Below are 26,859 nucleotides of genomic sequence, written 5' to 3' on the forward strand. Positions count from 1 at the left end.
TATTCATCGATCTTTGCAGACCAGTATGCTTCTTTTTCTTTTCTTTTCAAATAAATACCTCCCAAAATATGCTCTATGGGAGGAGTATCTCACGAATCTACTTCTATTAATATGTGTTCACTGTTTGACGCTTACCTATAATTCGGAATGCCGGATCATATCCCTTCATTGCGAATAATTTCTTCCCTTTTGGCAAGTAAGCAGCATCTCCATTTTTCGACTGATGATTGGCACTTGCATGGCCATCCAACATATACTCCACTTCTCCTACTTCTCCAGCAGTTTCCCAGTCCTTCTTAAGCTCGTTAATTTCATAGTTCGCTTCATACGTCGCATCATTCCATTTCACAAAATCTACCCAGTCAATAATCGTGTTCTGCGAGGATGGGTTGATAGAGCAAGCTGTCAGCAATAATAAAACAGGAAGTAGCAACATTCGTTTTCTCATAATTCTCCACTCCTTTTAAACGTAGACGTAGATTGTGGTTTCACGTTACAAAATACCACCAGGTTAGCTTTGCACACTATATAGAGCTGAGAAGCAAAAAGGATACTAGGTGTAAAAAGTTTTTCTCAGCCAAAAAGTAATCGAGAAATACTCGACGTCGAGATACTTCTCGACAATATCTTTATTCTTTAATTCTTAAGTTCTTAAGTTCTTTGGTTATAGGCCGTACCAATATGAAACGATGTGTCGTTTCACATTGATACGCACCTTCGTTTCAAAATGAAACATCCGTCGTACCATTTTGAAACGTGCCAAAAAGTTAAAGTACATGTAGTTTTTTTATTATATGATTCAAGGAAGCAAATCTTCTTTGTGAGGAGTTACGAAACAAAAATAAAAAGAACGTCCCAGGAAAGGACGCTCTGAATTACTATTTCGCAAAAGTTTTTATACTTCTGTTGTTTATGATCTGTCTTCTGCAATTGAAACATATTTTACATCTCTATAAAAGAAACAATATAACGTTCCTTTACTATCTGTAAAAACAATATCATTGCTTCGGGAATTTGTCGCTATTCCTAAAGCATCTTCTTGATCTGCCGCTTCAACGATTCTTAAAATACTTTCAGCGCCCGCAAAGTGGTAATGTACTCTGTACTTTTTCAAACTTCTCACTTCCCTCTATCTACAGTATTCGACACAGAGAAGGAAAATCCTTTTATGCGGAGATGTGAGCACTAAGTCTTCGTGTTTTCTTAAATATTCATGGTTGTTATCCCTTAAATAACTTCTTAAGAACAATAATGATGGGGAATGTACGTTCTGTACAAGTCATTTTAAATATGGTATGATAAAAAACAAATAGGAAGTATATTCATCTCCACTGTATATCTTTTGTAAAATATAAAAATAATAGGAGGGTTTCCATGACAGATCGTGAACTTCTTGAACTCTTGATGGACAAAGTTAGCAATATGGAGCGAGATGTTTCTACACTAAAGTCCAATATTTCTATTATCAAAGAAGAACAAAAATTTATTAAGCAAGCAATTTCCGAACTGGATATAAGCCCCATTGCTAACAGCCAGAAAGCCGATACGTTATCTGAACAAATTATTTACAACAAAGTAAAATCAGATGATATATGTAAAGTTCAGCGCTTACTAAACAACCACGACACGGATATTCGCTTAATCAAAAAGCTGTTAACTAAATAAAAACGCATTATTTTACAGTGCTTATGTATCAAACCTCTGCGTTCGTTCAAGCGAATATAACTATTTTGCATAGGCACTTTTTATGATTCCCGCTATCAGTTATGTATGTTATTTCCAACGCAAAAAAGACACCTCCAAAGAGATGCCTTTTTATCAAATATTATTTCCGTAATTTATCATAAATCCGATCCATGATACTCACTAGGAAACCTTCATGCTTATCTAATGCGGCTGATGCAGCTTCCACGATGTTTTCAGATCGCATAGCGGTCGCTTGCTTGTTCGCTACGTTCCACAGTGTAAAAGCTTCGACCAATTCTTGATGCTCAATCGCGAAAATGTCAGGAGGTGTTTCTTCTTTAATGGATGTCGTTACAGTAGTAAATCGCTTAGCGGCGCGTTTAACACCTTCTGAGCTATCCTCTTCCACCGCATCGATCATTTCATTAATCGCGTCGCCTATTACACCTAACGTCATCGCGTACATCATATACTCTTTTTTCAATTCATGATCTCCCAGTTAAACAAACTTCACCATACTATATTTCTTTTTCCCACGTCTGACAATAGTGAATGCGTCTTCCAAACGTTGCTCTGCCCCTACCGTGAATGCCGTATCTGTAATGCGCTCTCCATTGAAGGAAATCGCACCGTTTGTTACATCTTCACGCGCTTGGCGTTTCGATGGAGATACACCCGCTTGCACAATGAAATCGACGATGTTTTGATCCGCTTTTTCCATTTCTACAGTCGGTACGTCTTTAAACGCATCTTTCATTTCAGTAGCAGTCAATGCTTTTAAGTCACCGCTAAATAGTGCTGCAGAAATACGTAGTGCTTGATCCAGTGCGTCTTGACCGTGAACTAGGCGCGTCATTTCTTCTGCCAACGTCTTTTGTGCTTTACGTACATGTGGCTCTTCTTGTACGGATACTTCCAGTGCTTCGATTTCTTCACGGCTTAGGAATGTGAAGATTTTCAAGTATTTCACAACGTCCGCGTCTGCTGCGTTAATCCAGAATTGGTAGAACTCATATGGAGAAGTTTTCTTCGCATCAAGCCATACCGCTCCGCCAGCAGATTTACCGAATTTCGTGCCATCCGCTTTCGTAACTAACGGAATTGTAAATCCGTATGCTTGTACTTCTTCGTCATGCATTTTACGGATGACTTCTAGACCTGTCGTAATATTCCCCCACTGATCGGATCCACCAATTTGCACACGGCAGTTATGGTTGTCGAATAAGTGGTTAAAGTCTGCACCTTGCATCAACATGTACGAGAATTCCGTGAACGAAATCCCTTGATCTAGACGTGACGCCACATTATCTTTTGCTAGCATGTAATTGACGCTTAGCAATTTACCGTAGTCACGCAAAAATTCGATCAATGACATGGAACCGATCCAGTCATTATTGTTTACAAGTTTTGCACCATTTTCTGTTTGGAAATCAAAGATCATTTCTAGTTGTTTTTTGATTCCGCGAACATTGTCGTCTACTTGATCTGTCGTCTGCAATTGGCGTTCCTCAGAGCGTCCAGATGGATCCCCGATCATCCCTGTAGCGCCACCGATCAATAGAATCGGTTGATGTCCGTGTAACTGGAAGCGACGTAGTGTCAGCAACGGTACGATATGACCGATGTGCATACTATCTGCTGTTGGGTCTACCCCACAGTATAGAGAAATTTTCTCGTCTGTTAGAAGCTTTTCAAGTCCTTCTTCATTCGTCTGCTGGTATAGCAAACCTCTCCAACGTAAATCATCCATTAATTCATTCGACATTTTTTATTTCCTCCTATTTTCAACATAAAAAGTCCCCACACGATCAATAAATGATCATGCAGGGACGTTAGTTGAGTAATTCATAACGCGGTACCACCCGGCTTGAGAGTAAACACTCTCCGGCTTTGAGGCGCTAGTAACGTTGCGCAAAACGTACACTCCAAAACTGTAATTCATGTATAGTGCACCGAACAGCTTCCACCAACCGCTGTCTCTCTAGGACGGAACTCACTACCACTACTTCGGTTTCTTCGACATGTAATTTCGTATGAGTTCAATTTTACCTATCTTCCAATGAAAGTCAACAATTAATGCATATTTCCTTCTGAATCTGTGATATAATGAGAAAGATTTTTGGGGGGAGAAAAACTTTGAATAACGAAAAGAATAATAGAATTAAGCAACTTGAAGATAAGTTTGAACAAGCGAAAAAAGAGCCTTGGGCCAAAAAACTTCGCATCGGTACCGGCGTACTTTGGAACTTGTTTATTTTACTCATTATCTTCGCCGTCATTGGGGCCGTATTTGCGAGTTCAGTTGGTGCAGGCTATTTCGCTTCTCTCGTTGCGAAAGAACCGTTACGTACTAAAGAAGAACTTCGGGACCAGGTGTTTAATTATGAAGAAACATCTGAAATGTTCTTTGCAGACAGTATTTATCTAGGCAAGATCAACTCGGACATCGAGCGCCGACAAATTACGCTAGATAAAGTTTCACAGTATGCACTGGACGCTGTGCTTGCTACTGAGGATGAATACTTTGAAGAACACAAAGGTGTCGTGCCAAAAGCGATATTCCGTGGCGTGTTCCAAGATGTTACAAACTCAGACAGTCAAACGGGTGGATCGACACTCACACAGCAGTTAGTAAAAAACCAGATTCTGACGAATGAAGTATCGTATGAACGTAAAGCCAAAGAAATCTTGCTAGCTATGCGTTTGGAACACTTCATGACGAAGGATGAAATTCTCGAAGCTTACCTGAATATCATTCCTTATGGTCGTGATGTTTCGGGACAGAATATCGCAGGTATCGAAACAGCCGCACGCGGTATCTTCGGCATTAAAGCCGCTGATTTAAGTTTGCCGCAAGCTGCATATATTGCGGGTATTCCACAAGCACCTTATACATACACGCCCTTCTACAGTAAAAATCAAGGGATTAAAGAACGGGAAAAACTTATGTACGGTGTCAACCGAATGAAAACGGTATTGTTCAGAATGCGTGATGCAGGTTATATTACGGACGCAGAATGGAAGGAAGCAAAGGCTTACGATGTAACGAAAGACTTCAGACAACCTTCACGCCGTGCGACGGAACGTTATCCGTATGTCACACAAGAAATTCAAAATCGTACAATCGAAATTTTAGCTAAAGTATTAGCTGAAAAAGATGGCATCGACGCGGACCGTTTTGAAGGTGATTCCAAGATCAAAGAAAAATACGAAATCATGGCAGACCGTTCCATGCGAACAGACGGCTATCGTATCTTCTCTACGATCAACAAAGAGCTGTATGACAAAATGAATGAAGTGGCTGACAGCTTCCAGTACTACGGATATACGTATACTTCTGAAACAGTAGATGAAGAATCAGGCAAAACGATTACGAAGCAAAATCCTGTACAAGTCGGTGCCTCGTTGATCGAGAACCATACAGGGAAAGTCCTATCATTCGTCGGTGGACGTGATTACGAACTCGAAGCATTAAATCACTCCACACAAGCATACCGACAAAATGGATCTTCTATGAAACCTTTATTGGTTTATGCACCCGCTATTGAATATGGCGTGATTGGTGCAGGGAGTCCGCTAGTCGATGTGAAGTTTAGAAGAGGGAACTATGCACCTGGTAACTACTTCGACCGTGAGTTTGGAGTATTGCCAGCTCGTGAGTCACTAGCACGTTCACAAAACTTATCTACTATACGTCTATATGACCAGATTATAGATAGAAACCCGATTGATTTTCTTAAGAAAATGAAATTCAAAAATGCTACAGATCAAGCAGGCAGTGGTCTTTCTGCATCATTAGGTACGATGGATGTCACTGTAGAGGAAAACACGAATGCTTTCGCTACATTTGCCAATGGCGGTCAATTCATTGAATCGTATATGATTGAACGAATTGAAGACATGAAAGGTAATATAGTATTCGAACACAAAGCGGAACCAGTCGAAGTGTTCAGCCCGGAAACTTCTTATATCATCACCGATATGATGCGTGATGTATTAAAAGGAAACGGTACAGCTGCAAGATTACCTGGCCTCATGAATATCCGTCCAGATTTAGCTGCCAAGACAGGAACATCCCAGCATTACGGCGATGCTTGGCTAGTCGGCTATAATCCAAATGTATCGCTTGGTGTGTGGATGGGTTATAAAAACAGAAATACTCCGTTATATCACGGCTACAACAGTGGTCAAATGCATCCGTCAGAACGGACAGCACGATTGTACGGACAATTGATGAATACAGCCAATACCGTGATACCAGAAACGATTAAAGCAAGAGATACCTTTAAGCGCCCTAACGGCGTTGTCACACGTTCATTCTGTGGCATTTCAGGTCTAGCTCCTTCTGCTGCTTGTTCATCGGCAGGACTCGTTCGATCGGATTTATTTAATTCGAAAAAGATGGTTCCTACAAAAGCGGATGATAGTATCGTTTCATCAGCTGCCGTTCGAGTGAATGGGAAACTATATCAGGCGTTAGCTTCTACTCCTCGTGAATTTGTCACGTCCGGTGGAATAGGCGTAACTTCTGAGTATGGAAAGCGGATGCTAGGACGTTTAGGCGGAGATGCTTCCAAATTACTTGCTGGTCGTGGTGGATATGCGAGCAGTGTTGCAGGATCAGCATTCCCTGCTGACAATGTACCACCTGCAGCCGTATCGGCAGGACAAAATGGTTCAGTTCTTACATGGACCGGCTCCTCTTCTAATGATGTAATTGGTTATTACATTTATCAGAACGGTGCAAAAATCGGTACGGTTCATGACGGAGCTTCTAGATCGTATAAAGTCGGATATGGTTCATACTACGTGCGCGCAGTTGATATTACCGGCCAACTATCAGGGCCTTCGAACACTGTAACAAATGCTGCACCAAAAGCAGAGCCGAAACCAGATACGAATTCTGGAACAAAACCTGGAACGACAACTCCAGAAACGAAACCGGATGCAAAACCGGATGCAGTTTCTGAATCAAAGCCGGAAACGAAACCGGAAGCTACACCTGAACCAAAACCAGAAACAAAGCCGGAAGCTACACCTGAACCAAAGCCAGATGCAGCTCCTGCAGCAAAAGAATAACGCACAAGCCTGATTACAATGTGAAATTGTAATCAGGCTTTTTTGTCTATAAAAAGTTTACTAAAGTGAATGAAAATCCCCTCTTCATTACTTTTCACAAACTTTACTACTCCGTTATAATTACCGACAATTCAGTGATTTTAATGATAATAATATACTTTTCCACCCTATCAATTGTATACTTAACAGAGAGCAACACGTGCCGAACTTACAGCTAGTACTTGAGCGTGCAACGGATAGAAATATTAGGAAGAGGTGAACTGTGTGGAACATAAAAAGACCTACTTTTCCAGATCATTTCCGCATGACGAAGGTGAATTGGTCATTGAAGGGCCCGTTTCACCAGAGCGATTGGCGTCGTTCGAATTTCACGAAGGACTAAAAGCATTTCGTCCATCTAAACAACAACAAGAAGCATTGGTGAAAATCGCTGCGTTTCCTGAAGGTCGAATCAATGTAGCGAGAATCGATAATATGATTGTTGGGTACGTTACCTATCTATATCCTGATCCACTCGAACGCTGGTATGAAGCAGACTTGGACAATTTAATAGAACTAGGTGCCGTTGAAGTAGTTGCTGCTTATCGCGGCGCACGTATCGGTAAATCCTTACTGGAATTATCGATGCTCGATGATGCGGTGGAAGATTATATTATTATTACAACCGAATATTATTGGCATTGGGATTTGAAAGGGACTGGGTTGACAGTCTGGGAGTATCGTAAAATGATGGAGAAAATGATGCGTGCAGGTGGCATGGAGTTCTTCCCAACCGATGATCCGGAAGTTAGCTCCCATCCCGCAAATGCACTAATGGCGAGAATTGGAAAACGAGTCGATCAAGAATCCATCGAACGTTTTGATCGTGTGCGTTTCAAAAATCGTGTTAATTACTGAAAGTGAGGAATGATCATGCTAATACAGGACATTATGAAAACAGATGTGATTACGCTTAATTCTACGCATACGATTGCAGATGCGGTACAACTGATGAAGGAAAAACGAATCCGCCACATCCCTATTGTGAAAGATGGGCGGATAGAAGGACTAGTTACAGATCGTGACGTCAAAGAAGCCTCTCCTTCCAGCATTTCAGAGAGATTGGAACCTTCACTTTATGAAACAACACTTGATAAAATTATGAAAACCGACTTATTGATTGGGCATCCGCGAGACTTTGCGGAAGAAGCTGCGTTAATGTTTTATACGTATGAAATCGGTTGTTTACCAATCATTTCTAATTATCAGCTAGTCGGAATCCTAACTAAAACAGATTTACTCTATAACTACATTGAATTAACAGGTGCCAATCAGCCAAGTTCGCATATTCAAATCCGCGTTCCAAACACGCCTGGTATTTTATATGAAGCATCTAAAGTATTTCACGACCACAATACGAATGTGTTAAGTGTACTGGTTTATCCTTATCAAGATAATGAAGAGTACAAAATTCTAGCAATCCGCATCAAACGAATGAATCCTCTTCCGATCATCGAAGGATTAAAAGAGCAAGGATTCGAAGTTCTGTGGCCAAGTGAACCGGAGATGGGCGTATGAAAAAACAAGCGAGTTTTATCTTTTCTCCTGACCAACTAAACTATGAATTTTCGGATACCCATCCGTTTAATCAGAAGCGAATCATTTTGACAAAAGATTTATTAGATGAAATGAATACGATCAAACCTGAAGAAATCGTTATTCCGCGTACAGCCACAGACGAAGAATTACTCCTGGCTCATGATGCAAAGTATATCGAAATTGTGAAAAAAGCGAGTAAAGGTGACGTTAGCGAAAACATCGGTAGTATCTACGGAATCGGTACGGAAGATACACCATTCTTCACTGGCATGCATGAAGCGAGTGCATTGCTCGTCGGTGGTACACTTACAGCGATTGAAGAAGTAATGGAAGGCCGTTCCAGATACGCGCTGAACCTCGGCGGCGGCTTGCATCACGGGTTCCAAGGGAAAGCTTCTGGCTTTTGTATTTACAATGATAGTTCAGTAGCTATCAAATACTTACAGCAAAAATATGGAGCTCGCGTATTATACGTAGATACCGATGCTCACCATGGCGACGGCGTGCAATGGACGTTTTACGATGATCCGAATGTCTGTACATTCTCTATCCATGAAACAGGTCGCTACTTGTTCCCTGGTACAGGTAATGTAACTGAACGAGGCAATGGCGCAGGTTATGGCACGTCATTCAACTTCCCTATCGATGCATTTACGGAAGATGAATCTTTCCTACATATCTATAAAACGGCCTTGCGGGAAGTAGCAGAACACTTCAAGCCGGACGTTATTCTTACCCAAAATGGAGCAGATGCGCACTACTTCGATCCATTAACGCATCTGTATAGCACCATGAAGATTTACGAAGAAATTCCGAAACTAGCAAAAGAACTCGCAGAAGAATTCTGTGATGGGAAATGGATTGCAATAGGCGGTGGCGGATACGATATTTGGCGCGTAGTACCGCGCGCATGGTCTCACCTATGGCTTACTATGAAGGACATCCCAACACCAACGGGACGCCTCCCAGAAGCCTGGTTAAACAAATGGCAACCTGAATCCCCTGTTCCTCTTATTGAGACGTGGGAAGACCCTGAGGACTTATACGAGCCGGTCCCTCGTAAACATGACATCAATGAAAAAAACGAGCAAATGCTAACGAGAGCTTTGCACGTCATTCGAAAAGCATAATAAAAAGCAACTTATCGCGAAGATAAGTTGCTTTTTATCTTTATGTTTTCAAAAATAAGGTAGTAATGGTCAAGGTTCTGAACACAACACTAGTTACTCTTTGTAGCAGGAGGCAACTCCCACCTTACTGCTTAACCGACTGCCGCTCTTCCAAATAATAAGGTAAAACAACTTCGGTCTCTTCTACTTCTTCCTTATTCATCAACTTCGTCAACAAACGCATCGATACGGCACCTAGGTCATACAATGGCACCACAATCGCAGTCAGCTGCGGACGAACAATACGCGCAAGAATAGAGTGCTGGAAACAAATAATCTCTAAATCCTCAGGTATTCTAAGATTCTCATCACGCACACCATTCATAATACCAATTGCAACTTCGTCACTGCTCGTCATGACAGCCGTTGGACGGTCAGACAACTTACCTAGCACATTCCAGCTTTCGTAAGCATCATCATACGTATTGTCGGTTTCCACGATCAATGACTCATCGATCGTCATCCCCGCTTCTTCCAACGCACGAATATACCCAACACGCTTGCACACACGATTAATGTCACGCGTAAACGGTCCCGAAACAAATGCAATACGCTTGTGGCCATTGTCGATTAACTTCTTCGTTACTTCATATGCGGCTTGTTCATGATCAATATTGACAGAGGGTAAATTGGTTTCAAAATCCAACGTCCCTGCCAAGACGATTGGAACGTTCGCTGTTTTCATTTCTTTACGTACTTCAGGTGAAATAGAATCACTCATGAAGATCAGTCCATCTACTTGCTTACCTAAATGATCTTCAAACAACTCAACCTCTCGAGAGGTACTCTTGTCGGAATTTGAGATGATAATATTGTACTCATACATCGTGGCCACGTCTGCAATCCCTCTGGATAGCTCTGCATAGTAACTCTTGGACATATCCGGGACTATTACTCCGATCGTCGTAGTACGCTTACTAGCCAGTCCACGAGCGACGGCGTTTGGTCGGTATCCCAATCGTTCAATACAGTCCAATACTTTTTTGCGAGTCGCCGGCTTCACGTTTTGATTGCCGTTCACTACACGTGAAACCGTTGCCATCGATACGTTCGCTTCTCTTGCTACATCGTAAATAGTGATCGCCATTTTTGCTCCTCCTGTCTTTATTCTTTACTAGTATACCGTGTTCTACTGGACTTTTGTGTTTTTCTGTGCAGAATTCTGTCATTCTATACAGAAAAACACCGACCTTTACTAATAAAGGATCGGTGTTGGATGTTTTAGATCGTTTGGTGTGTGTTCATGAAGCGAGTAATCTCTTCGTAGAACTTGTCAAACTGCTCAATATCCATTTGCTGCGCTGAATCCGATAATGCTACGGCTGGATCCGGATGAACCTCTGCCATAACGCCGTCTGCTCCTACTGCAATTGCTGCTTTCGCTGTCGGAAGCAATAAATCTTTACGGCCAGTGGAGTGTGTAACGTCCACGAATACCGGTAAGTGCGTTTCTTGCTTCAAGATGGGAACAGCAGAGATGTCCAGCGTGTTTCGAGTTGCCGTCTCATATGTACGAATTCCTCGCTCACATAGCATAATCTCCGTATTACCTTTAGATATAATATATTCAGCTGCATTGACGAACTCAGAAATCGTTGCAGACATTCCACGCTTTAGAAGTACTGGCTTATTGACCATTCCAGCTTCTTTCAGCAATTCGAAGTTCTGCATATTACGTGCACCGATTTGGATTACATCGATATATTCGAGTGCTTCCTCCAAGTGTGACGGTGTAATGATTTCTGTGACGATAGAAAGTCCAGTTTCATCCGCAACTCGCTTTAGAATTTTTAAACCTTCCAAGCCTAAACCTTGGAAATCATATGGAGATGTACGTGGCTTGTAAGCTCCTCCACGAATCATCGTTAATCCTTTTGCTTTGATTGACTTGGCTACTGCCAAAACCTGTTCGTAAGATTCTACTGCACAAGGTCCAAATACGAAAGATGGATGTCCGTCTCCGATTTTATGGCCGTTTACGTCAACAATCGTGTCTTCAGGTTTTCTAGTACGGGATACGAGCAATGCATTCTTCTGCTCATCTTGCTGTACTTCAAGTGCTGACATGAAAATAGATTTAAATACCTGTTCAAGGATACCGTCTGGTAAAGGACCAATGTTTGCCTTCTTTAAGACGTTGAGCATCTCGCGTTCGCGAACCGGATCATATCTATTAACACCTTGCTTTTCTTTTAACTTACCAATTTCTTGGATAACGCCTGTACGTTCGTTGATCAATTTAAGTATATCTAAGTTCAACTGATCAATAGTACCTCTCAACTCACCTAAATCTTGCTTGCTCATAATACCTGTCTCCTCCCCGTACATATCTTCCTTTTCTAACACCGGAATCTATGGTACATTTTTATATAATAGACCTAGTATAATGAATACTCATAGAAAAGTCACGCAATTTCATCGAATAAATAAATATTCACTATTTTCACTTAGAAAAAACTTGAAAAGAGGTTGGAAATCCTGGTTACTAAGTTATTCGCTCTTGATATCGGGACTCGCTCCGTTGTGGGCATTATACTGGAAGAACATAACGATTCATTCCATATCGTAGACTTGATTTCTAAAGAACATAAAGAGCGATCGATGATTGATGGACAAATACATAATATTTTAAGCGTGGCGTCTATTATTCAAGAAATTAAGGAACAATTGGAAAAAACTCACGGTCCTCTAAAACATGTCAGTGTTGCGGCAGCTGGTCGTTCATTGAAAACAGCAGAAGGCACTGTGACGGTAGATATTTCAGATCGCACATTGATGTCAAAAGAAGATATCAACCGATTGGAATTAGTAGCTGTACAAAATGCACATGAAAAATTACTATCTGCTCATCAATCGCAAGAAGATGATCACTATTATTGCGTTGGGTATTCTGTTTTATATTACAAATTGCAAGACGAAAAGATTGGTAGTCTGATTGATCAAAAAGGGAAATCAGCTACCGTAGAAGTCATTGCTACATTTTTACCACGAGTGGTTGTAGAATCCTTACTCGCCGCGTTAAAGCGTGCCGATTTGGAAATGGAAGCTTTAACACTCGAGCCGATCGCTGCAATTCATGTACTCGTTCCCCCTTCCATGAGAAGATTGAATATCGCTTTGGTCGATATTGGAGCCGGCACATCAGATATTGCCATTGTCAGGGATAATACCGTGACGGCATATGGAATGGTACCTGTTGCGGGAGATGAAATGACCGAAGCGCTAAGTGCACACTACTTGCTTGATTTTCCTATAGCTGAACAAATGAAACGACAAATTAATGATCAAGATGTATTGACAGTGCAGGATATTTTAGGATTCGAACAAGAAATACCTTCACAAGAAGTAATCGATGTCATTAGACCTTCAGTGAAACATCTCGCATTATCCATCGCCAATGAAATCAAACGCTTGAATCACAACTCTTCTCCGCAAGCCGTCATGATTGTCGGAGGTGGAGGGTTAACGCCTACACTGACAAAAGAAGTGAGTATGCAACTAGATCTTCCGGAAAATCGGGTAGCCATTCGAAGTCTCGACGCACTCTCAGGGGTTACACTCGCTGATCATATCGAAGCTTCTCCTGCACTCGTTACACCAATCGGTATTGCGATCGCAGCGCAAAGAGCGCCCATTCATTATATTTCCCTAACCGTCAACGAGCAGTCCATTCGATTATTCGAATTAAAAGAGCTTACTGTAGGCGACACGCTACTCGCGGCCCGCATTACTGCCCGTCAGTTATACGGTAGACCCGGACTCGCACTTACCGTAAAAGTAAACGGGCAATGGAGAACACTTCCTGGCGAGCATGGCTCACCTACGACCATCCTGTTAAACGGCGCTGAAGCAGGCACGAAGGATCGCGTAGGTAACCAAGACCATATTGAGCTATTGTTTGGCAAAGACGGCACAGACGCCTCAGCGACAGTCAGGGACTTGGTAGAGGCACCTCAACCTATTCATTATCAGCTGGACGGAGTGACACGGACGGTTACAGGTGAAATTTTACTCAATGGAAAGACTGTGACAATGGATACTGAGATTGCTGATCGAGATGAACTGACAGTGAATGCAGGGAATAGAATACGAGATGCGATAACCTCTCATGTAAGTCCGGGAACAGATTCGTTCACTGTTACATGGAACGGAACCCCCCACCGTCTGAGGAAGCGTGAGACCGTCTACATCGCAAACGGACAAGAAGTGTCAGACCAATATGAGATTTGCGCGAACGATATCATTGAAACGCTTCAACCTGCCTCCCTTTCCTTAATGGAAATAGCAAGGGATTTAGATATCGTCCTAGAAGAGCGCGCCGATGTTACATTCAATGAAGAACCCGTGGTGATCAAAAAACCACGTACTGCCGCTTTTGTAAACGGACAACTGGCGAACCTTGACTACCAAGTACAATGTAACGATCAGGTTGAATTCAAATCGTTATCCAATTCGCCTATACTATTCAGTGACATATTTTCATTCACTGATTTTTCCTTACCCTCTCAATCTACAGCCGCCTATCGATTAATGCGTAATGGCAAATCCATTCGCTTCAACGAATTGATATTTGGCGGAGATCAACTAGAGATTATATTTGAATAAAAGCTACGCCTTGCGGAAATCGCATGGCGTAGCTTTTTCTATTACTCTTTTCATTTACTAGTACGCATAGAAAAAACCTTCCCGTGAAGGAAGGTTTTCACTATTATTTTGAATGGACTTTGTTGTTGTTTGAAGTTGAGTTGTTTGCTTTAGACTGATTAGTATCCTTTTTAGCTGAAGCATCTGCTTTAGGAGATTTATTGTTATTGTTTGAAGATTTGTTAGCTTTAACTTGATCTTCATTTTTGTTTGAAGAATCTTTTACTTTTGAAAGTTCTCCAGATTTTTCATTGTTTTCTTTTGCACTTTTATAATCAGTTGCTTCTTCACCTTCAGATGATACTGTACCATCATCCATTGGAACTTTAGCTTTTGATGTAGCAGTTTTCACTTTGTCTACTAGCTGTCCTGATTGCTCTTGTAAGCTATGTGACAACTCAGAAGTTTTCTCTTTTGCAGCTGTAGTGAAAGCTGTAGTTTTTTCTTTTGCCGTATCCGTGAAGTCAGCTGTGTAATCTTTTGCTGCACTTGATAACTCTGCTGCTTTATCTTTTGCTGTGCTTGATAGCTCTACCGCTTTATCTTTTGCTGTTGAGCTTAATTCAATACTCTTGTCTTTTAGTTGTGAAGCTTGTGTAGTTAAATCTTCACGCATTTCACGGCCAGTCTTCGGTGCCAAGAACAATGCAGTTGCCGCTCCGATTACCCCACCAATGATTGCGCCGGCAATGAAACTACCTGTGCCGTTGCTATCTTCGTCATACAGATCATTTGTGGAACGGTATGAGTAGTTCGCCGGATATTGTGGCTGTCCATAAGTGTTTGAGTAGTTACCTTGGTTGTCGTTGTAGTTCGGTTTGTTTTCTGTCATTTTTCTTCCTCCTGTGAATTAACTATTTTAGTATGTTTTAAAGGAAAATGCTTGTACTAGGAGCGCGATTTGTATACCGTCCAACCAGCGGACTTTTTAGGTTGCCGTTCCTTTACTTGATCATATAGACCAAATGCAACGGTTCCCCATTGTACTACTTGCGCGATTTTGTCACTGTTTTGTTCGGCTTGGGTAGTTACTGAACTCGAGATCCGATGAACGGATTGATTGAGCGTGTTCACTGAGTCGCCTACTCCCTTTACCGCATCCACCACAGTGTTCAGCTTGTCCGCTTTTCCTTGTAAATCTTCGGCCAGCTGATTGGTTTTTTGAAGAAGCTGTGTACTTTCTGTAGTCACTCCCTCTAATTGCTTTGATAAGTCATCTACTGTATGCGAGACACTTTGTAAAGATGTCTTTAACGACCCCAGTGTCATAGCCAGACTTACACAAAGAATAAGAAATGCGATTGCTGCAATTACTGCTGCAACGTAAAGTAAATTGATCACTTACGTTATCCTCCTAGAGCATATTCTTACGAAAACTTTACCCCTCTTTCAGAGTTTCTAAACTTTTCGTCCTATTACTCCTGTTCGACATAACTAGGTGATATCCTTTATTGAAACAAATAAATTCTAAAAAAAAAAGAGAAACAGCCCTCTCATAAAAGATTAGGCTGTTTCTTCTTTCGTAATATCTGATTTAAATTGTTTTAAATATAATTGGATATCTCCGGCTCCCATAAATAAGATTACAGCATTGTGATGTGCTTCTAAATCTGACATATCTTCTATTTTTAAATGTTGGGAATTCGGGATTTTATCAATCAAGTCTTGAATGGTTAAACTTCCGACTTGTTCTCTTGCAGATCCGAAAATATCACATAAGTACACATGATCTGCCTCAGACAGAGCTTCTGCAAATTGATCTAACATCGCAGCAGTTCTGCTAAAGGTATGCGGTTGGAATACCGCAATCACTTCACGATTCGGATATTTTTGACGTGCGGAATCCAATGTCGCACGGATTTCAGTTGGATGATGCGCATAGTCATCCACAATGACGCGGTCATCTAATTCCAAGACAGTAAAACGTCTTTTCACACCGGTAAATGTCGCAAGGCGTTCATTTACAATTTCAGCTGGAATATTTTCATAATGACAAAGCGTAATAACACTCAACGCATTTCGAATGGCATGGTCGCCTGTTAATGTAATCGTGAAACGATAATAGAATTCATTTCGGATGAATACATCAAATGAGCAGCCATTTTGATCTTTTTCAATATTCGCTGCGTAGAAATCATTGGATGGATCCAAGCCATAATAAACAATCGGAACCTGACATTGGAGTTTCTGAAGATTATCATCATCACCGCAAGCGATTAATGCCTTCTTCACTTGACTTGCCATCTCTCCGAAAGCATCCAAAATATCGTCCAAACTTGTGAAATAATCCGGATGATCAAAATCAATATTCGTCATGATTGCATAGTCTGGATGGTATGCCAAAAAGTGACGTTTGTATTCACATGCTTCAAATACAAAATTCTCCGCATTCTCGACACCTTTACCTGTACCGTCTCCAATTAAATAAGATGTTGGCGCAAAGCCACCCAATACATGTGAAAGCAAGCCCGTTGTAGATGTTTTACCATGCGTACCCGTCACACCAATGGAAGTAAATTGTTCCATATAGTCACCAAGGAATTCATGATAACGAATAACCTCTACACCCAGTTCTTTTGCTCGCAGTAATTCAGGATGATCATCTTTAAATGCGTTTCCTGCAATCACTTTCATGCCCGGTTGAATATTATTCTCGTCAAATGGAAGTACTTTTATATTTCTTTCATGTAAGGGATCTTCTGTAAAAAAGTATTTTTCCACATCAGAACCTTGAACTGTATAAGAAGAGTCATGCAGTAACTGGGCAAGGGAACTCATTCCCGATCCTTTTATACCAGTAAAATGTAACAATGTCATATTGAAACCTCCCGGGAATTCTTTCATCCCACTTTTTATCTTCAATTGTCCAATAGTAGACCAGAAGATTATTTCCTGTCATAGTATACCACGCGTTCGCACAAACCTTTGGATACGAACTTTGGATTTATTATTTCATGAAGCTTTCAAATGCTTGTTCAGTCAAAAAGACGTCGCGCGCTCTGCTTCCTCTTTGCTCAGATATAAATTGATTTGCTTCCATTCGGTCGATTAACTTTGCCGCCCGGTTGTAGCCGATGCTGAAATGGCGCTGTAATGACGAGGTAGATGCACTCCCCTGCTCGATGACAAAGTTGCAAGCTTGCTCAAATAACGGATCCGATTCCTCTTCTCGGACAGCGGCCGCCAGCAAATCATCTTGGCCGAATAAGTAATTCGGTTCTGCTTCATTACGAACATGTTCTATTATACGCTCGATTTCATCATCCGTGACAAATGTCCCCTGAAGACGGACAGGAGCCGATTGGCCATTGCCTAAATACAGCATATCCCCTTTACCAAGTAAACGATCTGCACCTACTGTGTCTAAAATCGTTCTAGAATCCACTTGTGAGGATACAGCAAATGCTATGCGAGTTGGAATGTTGGCTTTGATCGTTCCCGTAATGACATCAACAGAAGGTCGCTGAGTTGCGATGATTAAATGAATACCACACGCTCTAGCCTTTTGGGTGATTCGGCTAATGGACACTTCTACATCTGCAGGCGCCATCATCATTAAATCTGCTAACTCATCAATCACTACTACGATATAAGGCATTTTTAAAGAAAAACGACGTGATTCCATGACCATTTCGTTATAGCGTTCAATATTACGTACGCCGGAATGCGCAAACAGTTCATAGCGTCTTTCCATCTCATTAACTGCCCATTTCAAAGCTGCAGTCGCCGCTTTGACATCCGTAATAACGGGACTCAACAAGTGAGGAATACCATTATATGGTGCTAGTTCCACCATCTTCGGATCAATGAGCAATAGTTTCAGATCATGATGCGAAGCTTTATATAGCAAACTGATCAGTATAGAGTTGATGCAGACGGATTTACCGGAGCCTGTTGCACCCGCAATCATTCCGTGTGGCATCTTGCGTAGGTCAAGTGTTTGCGGCTCACCAGTCAAACTCAGTCCGAGTACAGCCTCTAGGGGCGAGTCTGAGTTCATAAAGGAATCACTATCAATAACCTCTGAAATTCGAACAGCACGTGTTTTACGATTTGGGATTTCAATACCAATCATACTTGTACCTGGAATCGGCGCCTGGATACGAATATCTCTAGCAGCCAATGCCAATTTTAAGTCATCGGTAAGATTTCGAATTTTACTTACTTTCGTCCCCTTCATTACCGTTAACTCAAACATCGTAACTGCAGGTCCTTGCACAGCTTGCACGACAGTCGCCTTTACAGCAAAGTGAGAAAGAGTTTCTTCTAACGTAGCGGACTGCGACGCAAGCCACTCTTCATCAATGATTTCTTCCTCCGGTGGTGCTAAATACTGCATCGTCGGGAATCCGTAATGTGGTGGTTCTTCTTCGATTATTTCCTCTTCAGGCTCTTCTACAATCGTTTCAGAAGTCGTCGCCACAGTCTCTGTTACTTCGACATAAGATTCTACCGCAATGGATTGTGGTTCTTCAATGGTAATTGCTTCTTCCACGCTTGGTTCTATATTATTCTTCTGTAGTTCTTGCACTACCGGTTGTATATCCCCTACCGCTTCGGATGGTTCCGCCACGCCGTGATCCATATGATCCGCTTCTATTTCAACTGGCTCTTCCCCTACTACTTCTTTCTTTGCTGCATTAGCTGCAATTAACTCTTCTACTCTTGCTGCTAATTTTTCTTTATCAGATTTAAGCATCAACACATTAAATGGTACGACTTTTTCTTTTTTAACTGGTTGCGCTTGTTCTTCTATTTCATCCATTTCGGATTCTACTTCTTCTATATCTTCTTCTATCTCTTCTACCTCTTCTACCTCTTCTATCTCTTCTTCTATCTCTTCTTCTATTTCTTCTATTTCTTCTACTTCTTCTTCTTCTTCTATTTCTTTTTCAATCGTAACGGTTACTGGCGCTTCTGAATCTACTACAATTTCTTCGATTTCAGCTTCAGCATCATCATGCTTTTCTGCTTCTGTTTCAACTGCCGTCGCCGATAGAGGACGCTCTACATCTTCCGTTTGGGCAGAGACTTCCTGCGATTCCTCTCGTTCTACCGTTGTTACTGGTACCTCTTCTAACTCTACAATGGTTTCTTCGGTTTCTTCGGTTTCATCCTGCACTAAGTCGTGTTCAGCTACTTCTAGTGATTCTTCTTCTATCACTGGTATTTCTTCAGTCTGTTCTACTAGTTGCGTAGCTTCTTCAGATACTTCTGATTTAGGCGCTTCTACTTCTTGCACTTGTTCTGGCGCTGAAAACACCTCAGACTGTCTTTTTTCTGATGAACTAGCAAATAATGGTGTTTTATTAGGTCGTTGATTGGAAATCAAGGACAATGGCAGTTCATCATCATAATTTTCTAATTGATCGTGTAACTCTTGATCTTTCGTATCTTTCTTTTCTATGACCGACTCCATAGCCTCACTAATTGGAGAACTAGTATTCAAGCCGTAGATAGGTGAAGGTACATGAGTAGGTGTAAACGGCCTTCTAAATTTCTTCGGCTTCTCTACCTTTATAGGTTCTTCCTTCGGGCGGGATGGTTCCTCTAATTCAGGACGCCGTGATTCATAGGTTTCAATTCGTTGCGGCTCCGCATGCAATGTACGTTCATGCTTTCTTCCAGAAAACGGAAGAGGCAGTGGACTTGATGTAGGTGGAATGATGTGAGCAAAATCTCGTTTTGCTTCTGCACGGTAGACATTTCCACTTCGCTCATAACGACCTGGCCAACGTTCATTCTGTTCCAAAGGAAGGATTTCATATGCATCTTCTTGTGTCGCTGCATCTTCTTGTAAATAATCTTTTGTATATTCATCATGATGGATTTGTGGTTCCCATCCATAAATTTCATAGTCAGAAACTATCGGAAATCGAAAGTTTGTTTTTTTATTTTCATCAAAATCTTCGTTTAGATTTTTGTTTTTAATTTGATTTTGGTTTTGGTTTTCATTATTTTTTTCAATAGTATTTTCAGTAGTTGATTGTTCATATAATGGGTTCTCTTTTTCAGAGCCTTCTTGCATTTGCTGAAGGCGTCTCTTCATATTCCGTAGCCAGCTCAAATATATCACTCTTTTCATATCAATCATTTCATTTTAACAGGTTACCTATAAGGAAATCAAACAGTTCTATGTTCTTTCTGTATAAAATGATGATTTGTAACCCTTTGTAACAATAATACAAAAAAGCTTTTGCTACAAGCTTAATGAGGCTTGTGCAAAAGCTTTTTTTCTATGGATATATTTACAACTTACGCTTTGAAAGCTTCCCCGACTTTTCGATCGTCTTCTAATACAAGGATTCCCTTTGCTTCAGGTGCGTCTTGTAGATCAAGTTCTGTAGCAGAACAGATCATACCTGATGAAGCTACTCCGCGAAGTTCCGCATCACGAATGATCATACCTGAAGGCATTACAGCCCCTACTTTAGCTACAACAACCTTCTGTCCAGCTTCCACATTGGCAGCGCCACAAACGATTTGCAGTGTTTCTTCCCCTACGTCTACCTGGCAAATGTTCAACTTATCTGCGTTTGGATGCTTTTCTTTTTCAGCAACATAGCCGACAACGAATTTTGGAGTGAAATCCAATTCCAATTCTAAATCGATGTCATTTTTCTTTAATGCTGTTTGTATTTGTTCGCCAAGCTCTTCTGTCAGTTCCACTTGACCAACTGCTGAAACAGGGAAATAACTGGATGCATCAAATAAATTGAACGCAACTACAGTTCCCGTTTCTTCATTTTTGATCAATGTAACATTGTTTTTTCTTTCAGCAGTAATTGCTGTTGGTCTTTCTGTTGTAAGTTGAACGAACAATACGTCGCCAACACCTTCTGGATTATAAAATATGTTCATTTTTTCTTATCCCTTCTTGCTAATCTATTTTTCGCCATAATGAAAATAGGTTCTAGTTTACCATCTTCATAAATGAATGACAGTGACGTAACAGGAACAGCTCCTGTTGTGAAAAACTGCATAGCAATTTGTGCTACGACGTCATAGCCCGTTTCATTTCGGATGTCTCCGATAATTAACACATCTTGATGCGGAACGGAAACGACCATATGACCTTCAATTTTCTGTTCCATTTCTTTCATGAATGGCTGATTTAATATTCTGCTCGCATCATAGCCATCGTTGTTATTGATAAAGTAGAAAATATTATCGGAAACGATATCTTGTTTATAAGCAGTCGGTAACGTCTTCACTTTAAACATTGCGATTTCCTGTATTTCTTGTTCTGTCATCTGCATATCGGCCAACATCCCATGATCAATCAAGCGATACGTATTCCCTAGATCTAGCGCATAGAAAATCCGTGTTTCAGCTGTATGATCTTTCGTTAAGAAAGGTTGTCCCGCAGAACTTTCTGTTGGGAATGAAGTCGAACGGATGACAGGATAGATTGTATTTTCTCCAGCGAAACCTTTTTCTTGTTCTTGCTCCATGGCGCGAAAAGTTTCTTGAATGGTATACACCACTTCATCAATTGCACGATCTTTTTTCTGCTCATACTTGGATAAAATTTCAGGTAATGAAATATCCATACCTTTATGAAGAGTATGATGGACAATCCGCAACTTGTCCGCCTGTCGGTCAAATTGCCAATCAAAGTTCTCTTTAGGTAAGCGTTTCTTTAGTTCTTCTACCAAATCTGCAGCTTCCATTCGTTAACCCTCTCCTTCACTACTCTAAGTTACTTACTGATCGTTATGCTGAGCCGAACGAGCAATTTCCATCATTTTTTCTAAATAAGCATCAGTGTTTTCTTCATTCGTGACCGTTTCCACTTTCGCTCCACCTACGTTTGCAATTAACTCTACTTGCTTCTCACCTTTTTGAATAACTGCAACGAAGCCAAATGCATCATCTTTAGAAAATGTTTGTGCACCTACTAAATGATCCGGTTCATCCGTCAATAGAACATCATAATACACTTGACTGTTTTTCTTTTCATTCGGATTAACAGTTAGATAAAATGAATCATTTCGTTTAGTTAAAACAATCTTTTGTGAAGCTGATTCTTTATCTATTCGTAGAGTTGGCGGTTTATAAAATTCAATATCGCCCACCGTTTGATTCGCTTTTTTACTATTAAGTTCGAATACTTTTTTCGCTGAAACAAATGCATCGTCAGTACGGACTTCCACCTTCTGATTACAGCCTACCAATACGACAGCTAGTAGCAACAGCAAGAAAACCTTTCCACTTCGCAACATTCAGGTTCCCCCCTTCTCTACTTTCGTTCAATTTTCTATCAGTCCTATTCTAATCGCACCCCGACGCTATTGCAATCGTCAGCTCTGTAGTGACGTGCTATACAAGAGCTGGCCGATCAATAATTGCATGATATGTTCAAATAACGCATCTCTTGGAACGAGTTGTGCCGTCAACATACCCATAGCCCCTTCAGACATTCGAATATTTTGCTTTGTAAAATAGGCATCGACCGCATCACCTAGCTCTTTGCCGCAACGAACTTCATTGGCCAAGTCCTCAGGTAAAGGGATTTGTGCGCCCGCAGCAGTAAACGTTTTGCCTTCCGGCGTGGTAAGGGCGCCCCAATTACAGAGGTACATCGTGTCACCAATCATATGGACACCACCTTCCAAACCGATACCAAAAGCATGGTGTGCTGCAGTGATTGAACGATTGATAGCCCCTAGCCGAGTCTCCTCTTCACTCATCGGTTGCGCGCGGACGCCCGACGGAACGGGCGCTGAAGAAATGATACTGTTCTCCATATAGCGTTCAACGACTCGAACTACCGCACGCTTTTTCGCCTGATTTTCAGAGCCAAGAACAAATTTCATTCAGCATCCTCATTTCATTTCTAGTCGTTTAACAGTTTTGTTTAATCGTTTCCACAGTCGTTTTATCACATGCTTTTACTAATTTTGTAATTAATTCTTTCGCTGCTGCATAATCATCTGTGTGGATAATGGAAGCCGCAGTATGGATGTAGCGAGAACAAATTCCGATGACTGCACTTGGCACGCCGTCATTCGCAATATGGACTTGCCCTGCATCCGTACCGCCTTGGGATACAAAGTATTGATACGGTATATTGTGAGTTTCAGCAGTGTCTAGAATGAATTCGCGCATACCACGGTGTGTGACCATCGAGCGGTCCATAATGCGCAACAACGTTCCTTGACCCAGCTGACCGAATTCATTTTTATTGCCACTTGCATCATTTGCAGGACTCGCATCGAGTGCGAAGAATAAATCTGGATCAATCATACGTGCTGCCGTTTGCGCACCACGCAACCCAACTTCTTCCATAACTGTTGCACCTGAATACAATGTATTCGGCAACGTGTCATTTTTTACTTCTTGCAATATCTCCACTGCGAGTCCGCAACCATAGCGATTATCCCATGCCTTGGCCATAATCTTTTTCGGATTAGCCATCGGTGTGAATGGACATATCGGCAAGATTTGCTGACCTGGACGAATGCCGAAACTTTCAGCGTCTGCTTTGTCGTCAGCACCGACGTCAATTAGCATGTTTTTGATATCCATAGGTTTACTGCGCTCTGCGTCACTCAATAAATGCGGCGGAATAGAGCCAATGACACCTGGGATATCTGCATCTTCTGTGATGATCTGGACTCGTTGCGCAAGTAGCACTTGGTTCCACCAGCCACCTAAAGGCTGAAAACGAAGCATCCCGTTATCCGTAATACCTGTTACCATGAAGCCGACTTCATCCATATGTCCCGCAACCATAATTTTCGGCTGGTCTTCTTTTCCGTGCCGAACACCAAACACACCACCCAGACCATCTTGAATAATCTCATCCGAGTTCTGTGCTAATTGCTCACGCATAAAAGCCCGGACACGGTATTCATTACCAGGCGCGCCCGGAAGTTCAGTCAATGTACGAAATAGTTCTAACGTTTCTTTTTTCATCTAAATCCCTCACTTCTTTTATTGTCTATATGTATTATATCCACATACCAAACAGATGAATACTAATTAGGTTAAGCATTTGCTTTACACAAAAGTGCCATATTCTACCGATTTACAAAGTCGAAAACACTTTTGAATCGCCATGCACTTTTAAACTATGTTACACTATAAGAAAAGATTTGCGAAGGAGGCTGCAATTAGCCATGAGAGTAAAAGACTTTTTAGCTGGAATCTTAACCGGAGTTGCTGCAGGCGTAGTAGTGAATGAGGCATTTAATCGTTACAATGAAGAAGTACCTGCTGACAACGTATTGAAAAAAGTAAAAGATGCATTTAAAGAAGAAGGACCAATCGACGGTTCTTGGATTGTTATGAAACCAGAACCTTTCACAAACCACGTAATTTCTATGGATGTTTACCGTGGTGGCGTTTCACGCATGAAAGACGGCAAGCTGGAGCAATTCGAATTCGCAGCAGATGCGAAAACAGGCACTGTCGTAGAGCTAGTTCGTCAGTAATCAATAATCAAATATACGTAAAGAGGCTATCCGAGAAGTATCTACTTCTTGCGATAGCCTCTTTTTTTGTTTGAGTCAATTTTAAGTGCGAGTTGTATTGCGTTTTATTCTTTGTAAGTAAGAAGCGGCAGTATGTAGTGGTCTATTGAGAGCATTTTCCATTCGAGCACTGAATGTAGTTTGGGGTTTGACTAGCAATGGGAGTGGAGAGTACATTGAACGCCACTTCGGCGCTGGTGGATGGCTTTCACGAGGAGCCACAGACAGGAAAGAACACCTGTCTCTGTCTCCTCGCTACGCCTACCGCTTCAGCCGCCTTCGTTGGATAATGGGAAATGCGGTTCTGTTACGTGTTTTGCGTAAGAAAGGTCTGAGTATCACCAAGTTACAAGTCTTTTCTATTTTAAAAGGTACTTCTCCATACAGAAAAAGACAAACCCCTCGTAAAAGGAATCTGTCTTTAGCACTTAATTTTTAACATTGCATAAACGCCCCAAATTCAGAAGATAACACCAGTTGATCGTAAGTGGAAGGCGGCGACTCCTAGTGGATCAGCTTGAGCCAAGCCCACAGGAAAGCGTCCGCCTGGAACGTCGATCAACGGCGCCCCCCCACATTCAATCACTTGAACTTGCAATGGATCTTGATCTTAACCCCTCACCGAGTACGAGGCAAGCTATCCACAATCGTCTTGCCATCTTCACTAAACTTCGCCATGCGATATACAGCATCATGATAGAAAATAAAACCATAGTTATTTGGAAGCGCTTCCTTCATCAAGCGCTCTTTAGCAAAAATCGAGTCCATCGGATAATCATCATACGCAAGTACCCATAAAGGATTCGTATGTGCATGCGTCGGCATAATATCCGCCATATGAATCAGCGTCTCGCCTTCTTGCTCCAGTTTAATCACACAATGACCGTCACTATGACCGCCCGTATGAATCATCTTAATACCTGGTACCACTTCAATCTCCTCTTCAAACGTCGTAACCTGATCTTGAATCGGCTCCCAGTTTTCTTTCCAATACGTATTTCGTGAGCGGATATTTGGCTCTCTCATTTCATCCCACTCGACTTGCGAAGTGTAAATCTTGGCATTCTTAAATACCGACACAAGCTCATCGTTTTCCCACTGCGTCAAACCCGCCGCGTGATCATTATGAAGATGAGACATTAACACGACATCAATATCATCCGACGTCATACCGAGTTCTTCTAAGCTTTCTTCTACGCGCGTTTCGGCCCGTACACCTAAGTTACGCTTTTTCTTGTCGTCCAACTTACCTTTACCGATACCCGAATCAATTAAATAGTTTGTCCCTTGGTATTGAATGAGGATTGGGTCTGTTCGTAATTCAATCACATTATTTTCATCTGCTTCATAGCGCCTTGACCATAGAGCCTTCGGAACGACACCGAACATCGCACCACCGTCTAAATAGTTCACGCCACCGTCTAGCCATGTTAGTTTCATATCATGAAAAGTTAGTTGATCCAAAATAATTCCTCCCTACATCCTTTAGTAACTGTTGTATGGACGTTGTACTTTTCCACGGAACCCCTAGAGATCCAGCAGAAAAGTACAACGTCCAACAGCTTTCTATCTCATCAGAATCAGCTCTGATATTGTGCTTCCAGACGATAAATCGGTTGACCTTTACTTGAGAACTTTTCTTCATATTCGGTTAACACATTATCTTCTGGCATATTTGCATGTAAATCGAGTGAAACGGATTGTAATTTCATGCCATAGTCCGTCATGGAGACAAGAGAATATTCAAACAACGAACGATTATCTGTCTTAAAGTGAACTTCTCCATTGGTCTTCAAAACACCTTCATATTTCGCCAAAAAGTTTGGATGTGTCAAACGACGCTTTTCATGGCGATCTTTTGGCCATGGATCAGAAAAGTTTAAATAGACACGATCAATTTCTGATTCCGCGAAAATGGAAGCTAACTCTTCTCCATTGACACGCATCAAACGAAGATTTGAAGGCTTTTCCGCTTCAATTGTTTTCTCTAACGCGGACACAATCACATTATCGAAGTGTTCGATGCCTATATAGTTAATCTCTGGATTAGCCAATGCCATTCCAATAACAAACTGCCCTTTACCTGTACCTACTTCAATATGAATTGGCGCATCGTTTCCAAACTCTTCAGTCCAACGATTTTTCTTACCTTCTGGATCCAAAATCAATACATCCGGATGCTCTGCCATGAAATCTTTGGCCCATGGCTTATTTCGTAAACGCAT

24 protein-coding genes are annotated in these 26,859 nt (G+C 41.5%); 7 read left to right on the top strand and 17 right to left on the bottom strand.

Annotated features, from left to right (window positions below):
* Positions 1-106: 106 nt before the first annotated feature.
* A complete protein-coding gene (locus tag CSV72_RS10225) occupies positions 107-448 on the bottom strand; it encodes a hypothetical protein (protein WP_099678275.1) in 342 nt (113 codons plus the stop codon).
* 462 nt (positions 449-910) lie between these two features.
* Positions 911-1,114: a hypothetical protein gene (locus CSV72_RS10230; protein ID WP_099678276.1), complete on the bottom strand. Its 204-nt coding sequence runs from the start codon at positions 1,112-1,114 to the stop codon at positions 911-913.
* A 260-nt stretch (positions 1,115-1,374) separates the two neighbouring features.
* Between CSV72_RS10230 and CSV72_RS10235 the strand changes: the two genes are divergently transcribed.
* Positions 1,375-1,665, top strand: a complete 291-nt coding sequence (locus CSV72_RS10235) for a hypothetical protein (protein WP_099678277.1) — start codon at positions 1,375-1,377, stop codon at positions 1,663-1,665.
* Between the two features lie 160 nt (positions 1,666-1,825).
* Here CSV72_RS10235 and CSV72_RS10240 read toward each other — a convergent pair whose 3' ends face one another.
* Both CSV72_RS10240 and tyrS read right to left on the bottom strand, forming a co-directional pair.
* Complete coding sequence (locus tag CSV72_RS10240; RefSeq protein ID WP_099678278.1) at positions 1,826-2,170, bottom strand: hypothetical protein; 345 nt, start codon at positions 2,168-2,170, stop codon at positions 1,826-1,828.
* 15 nt (positions 2,171-2,185) lie between these two features.
* Positions 2,186-3,451, bottom strand: coding sequence for a tyrosine--tRNA ligase (gene tyrS, locus CSV72_RS10245; protein ID WP_099678279.1), 1,266 nt, complete (start codon positions 3,449-3,451; stop codon positions 2,186-2,188).
* A gap of 371 nt (positions 3,452-3,822) precedes the next feature.
* Between tyrS and CSV72_RS10250 the strand changes: the two genes are divergently transcribed.
* The 4 genes from CSV72_RS10250 to CSV72_RS10265 all read left to right on the top strand — a co-directional run bounded on the left by CSV72_RS10250 (position 3,823) and on the right by CSV72_RS10265 (position 9,473).
* Positions 3,823-6,765: a transglycosylase domain-containing protein gene (locus CSV72_RS10250; protein ID WP_099678280.1), complete on the top strand. Its 2,943-nt coding sequence runs from the start codon at positions 3,823-3,825 to the stop codon at positions 6,763-6,765.
* Positions 6,766-7,029: 264 nt separating this feature from the next.
* Positions 7,030-7,662, top strand: a complete 633-nt coding sequence (locus tag CSV72_RS10255; protein WP_099678281.1) for a GNAT family N-acetyltransferase — start codon at positions 7,030-7,032, stop codon at positions 7,660-7,662.
* 15 nt (positions 7,663-7,677) lie between these two features.
* On the top strand, positions 7,678-8,322 hold the full coding sequence (locus tag CSV72_RS10260; protein ID WP_099678282.1) for an acetoin utilization AcuB family protein: 645 nt from the start codon (positions 7,678-7,680) through the stop codon (positions 8,320-8,322).
* Positions 8,319-9,473 carry an acetoin utilization protein AcuC gene (locus CSV72_RS10265; protein ID WP_099678283.1) on the top strand — a complete coding sequence of 385 codons (1,155 nt, stop codon included), beginning with the start codon at positions 8,319-8,321 and terminating at the stop codon, positions 9,471-9,473. The genes CSV72_RS10260 and CSV72_RS10265 overlap by 4 nt, the downstream gene beginning before the upstream one ends.
* A gap of 124 nt (positions 9,474-9,597) precedes the next feature.
* On the opposite strand, the gene ccpA is transcribed toward CSV72_RS10265, so the two are convergent.
* Both ccpA and CSV72_RS10275 read right to left on the bottom strand, forming a co-directional pair.
* The gene (gene ccpA, locus CSV72_RS10270) at positions 9,598-10,599 is read right to left on the bottom strand and encodes a catabolite control protein A (protein WP_099678284.1); all 1,002 of its coding nucleotides are present in this window, start codon (positions 10,597-10,599) and stop codon (positions 9,598-9,600) included.
* Between the two features lie 134 nt (positions 10,600-10,733).
* Positions 10,734-11,816 carry a bifunctional 3-deoxy-7-phosphoheptulonate synthase/chorismate mutase gene (locus CSV72_RS10275; RefSeq protein ID WP_099632768.1) on the bottom strand — a complete coding sequence of 361 codons (1,083 nt, stop codon included), beginning with the start codon at positions 11,814-11,816 and terminating at the stop codon, positions 10,734-10,736.
* A 219-nt stretch (positions 11,817-12,035) separates the two neighbouring features.
* Here CSV72_RS10275 and CSV72_RS10280 point away from each other — a divergent pair, with 219 nt between their 5' ends.
* A complete protein-coding gene (locus CSV72_RS10280) occupies positions 12,036-14,117 on the top strand; it encodes a cell division protein FtsA (RefSeq protein WP_233191228.1) in 2,082 nt (693 codons plus the stop codon).
* A 103-nt stretch (positions 14,118-14,220) separates the two neighbouring features.
* On the opposite strand, the gene CSV72_RS10285 is transcribed toward CSV72_RS10280, so the two are convergent.
* The 9 genes from CSV72_RS10285 to CSV72_RS10325 form a co-directional block, all read right to left on the bottom strand.
* Positions 14,221-14,988: a YtxH domain-containing protein gene (locus CSV72_RS10285; protein WP_099678285.1), complete on the bottom strand. Its 768-nt coding sequence runs from the start codon at positions 14,986-14,988 to the stop codon at positions 14,221-14,223.
* A 56-nt stretch (positions 14,989-15,044) separates the two neighbouring features.
* Positions 15,045-15,497, bottom strand: coding sequence for a DUF948 domain-containing protein (locus tag CSV72_RS10290; RefSeq protein ID WP_099632766.1), 453 nt, complete (start codon positions 15,495-15,497; stop codon positions 15,045-15,047).
* A gap of 162 nt (positions 15,498-15,659) precedes the next feature.
* The gene (gene murC / locus CSV72_RS10295; RefSeq protein WP_099678286.1) at positions 15,660-16,973 is read right to left on the bottom strand and encodes a UDP-N-acetylmuramate--L-alanine ligase; all 1,314 of its coding nucleotides are present in this window, start codon (positions 16,971-16,973) and stop codon (positions 15,660-15,662) included.
* A 130-nt stretch (positions 16,974-17,103) separates the two neighbouring features.
* Positions 17,104-20,241 carry a DNA translocase FtsK gene (locus tag CSV72_RS10300; RefSeq protein ID WP_233191230.1) on the bottom strand — a complete coding sequence of 1,046 codons (3,138 nt, stop codon included), beginning with the start codon at positions 20,239-20,241 and terminating at the stop codon, positions 17,104-17,106.
* Positions 20,242-20,411: 170 nt separating this feature from the next.
* Complete coding sequence (gene ytpR / locus CSV72_RS10305; protein ID WP_099678288.1) at positions 20,412-21,017, bottom strand: YtpR family tRNA-binding protein; 606 nt, start codon at positions 21,015-21,017, stop codon at positions 20,412-20,414.
* Complete coding sequence (locus CSV72_RS10310) at positions 21,014-21,829, bottom strand: DUF1444 domain-containing protein (RefSeq protein WP_099678289.1); 816 nt, start codon at positions 21,827-21,829, stop codon at positions 21,014-21,016. The genes ytpR and CSV72_RS10310 overlap by 4 nt, the downstream gene beginning before the upstream one ends.
* A gap of 33 nt (positions 21,830-21,862) precedes the next feature.
* Positions 21,863-22,381, bottom strand: a complete 519-nt coding sequence (locus CSV72_RS10315; protein WP_099678290.1) for a hypothetical protein — start codon at positions 22,379-22,381, stop codon at positions 21,863-21,865.
* A 78-nt stretch (positions 22,382-22,459) separates the two neighbouring features.
* Positions 22,460-22,975: a DUF84 family protein gene (locus tag CSV72_RS10320; protein ID WP_099678291.1), complete on the bottom strand. Its 516-nt coding sequence runs from the start codon at positions 22,973-22,975 to the stop codon at positions 22,460-22,462.
* Positions 22,976-23,003: 28 nt separating this feature from the next.
* Positions 23,004-24,077, bottom strand: coding sequence for a M42 family metallopeptidase (locus CSV72_RS10325; protein WP_099678292.1), 1,074 nt, complete (start codon positions 24,075-24,077; stop codon positions 23,004-23,006).
* 203 nt (positions 24,078-24,280) lie between these two features.
* Between CSV72_RS10325 and CSV72_RS10330 the strand changes: the two genes are divergently transcribed.
* A complete protein-coding gene (locus CSV72_RS10330; RefSeq protein ID WP_099632759.1) occupies positions 24,281-24,595 on the top strand; it encodes a hypothetical protein in 315 nt (104 codons plus the stop codon).
* Positions 24,596-25,252: 657 nt separating this feature from the next.
* Here CSV72_RS10330 and CSV72_RS10335 read toward each other — a convergent pair.
* The gene (locus CSV72_RS10335; RefSeq protein WP_099678293.1) at positions 25,253-26,098 is read right to left on the bottom strand and encodes a YtnP family quorum-quenching lactonase; all 846 of its coding nucleotides are present in this window, start codon (positions 26,096-26,098) and stop codon (positions 25,253-25,255) included.
* A gap of 116 nt (positions 26,099-26,214) precedes the next feature.
* Positions 26,215-26,859: a tRNA (guanosine(46)-N7)-methyltransferase TrmB gene (trmB, locus tag CSV72_RS10340; RefSeq protein WP_099678294.1), complete on the bottom strand. Its 645-nt coding sequence runs from the start codon at positions 26,857-26,859 to the stop codon at positions 26,215-26,217.

The sequence above is a fragment of the Sporosarcina sp. P20a genome, from assembly GCF_002743175.1.
Taxonomy (GTDB): Bacteria; Bacillota; Bacilli; order Bacillales_A; family Planococcaceae; genus Sporosarcina.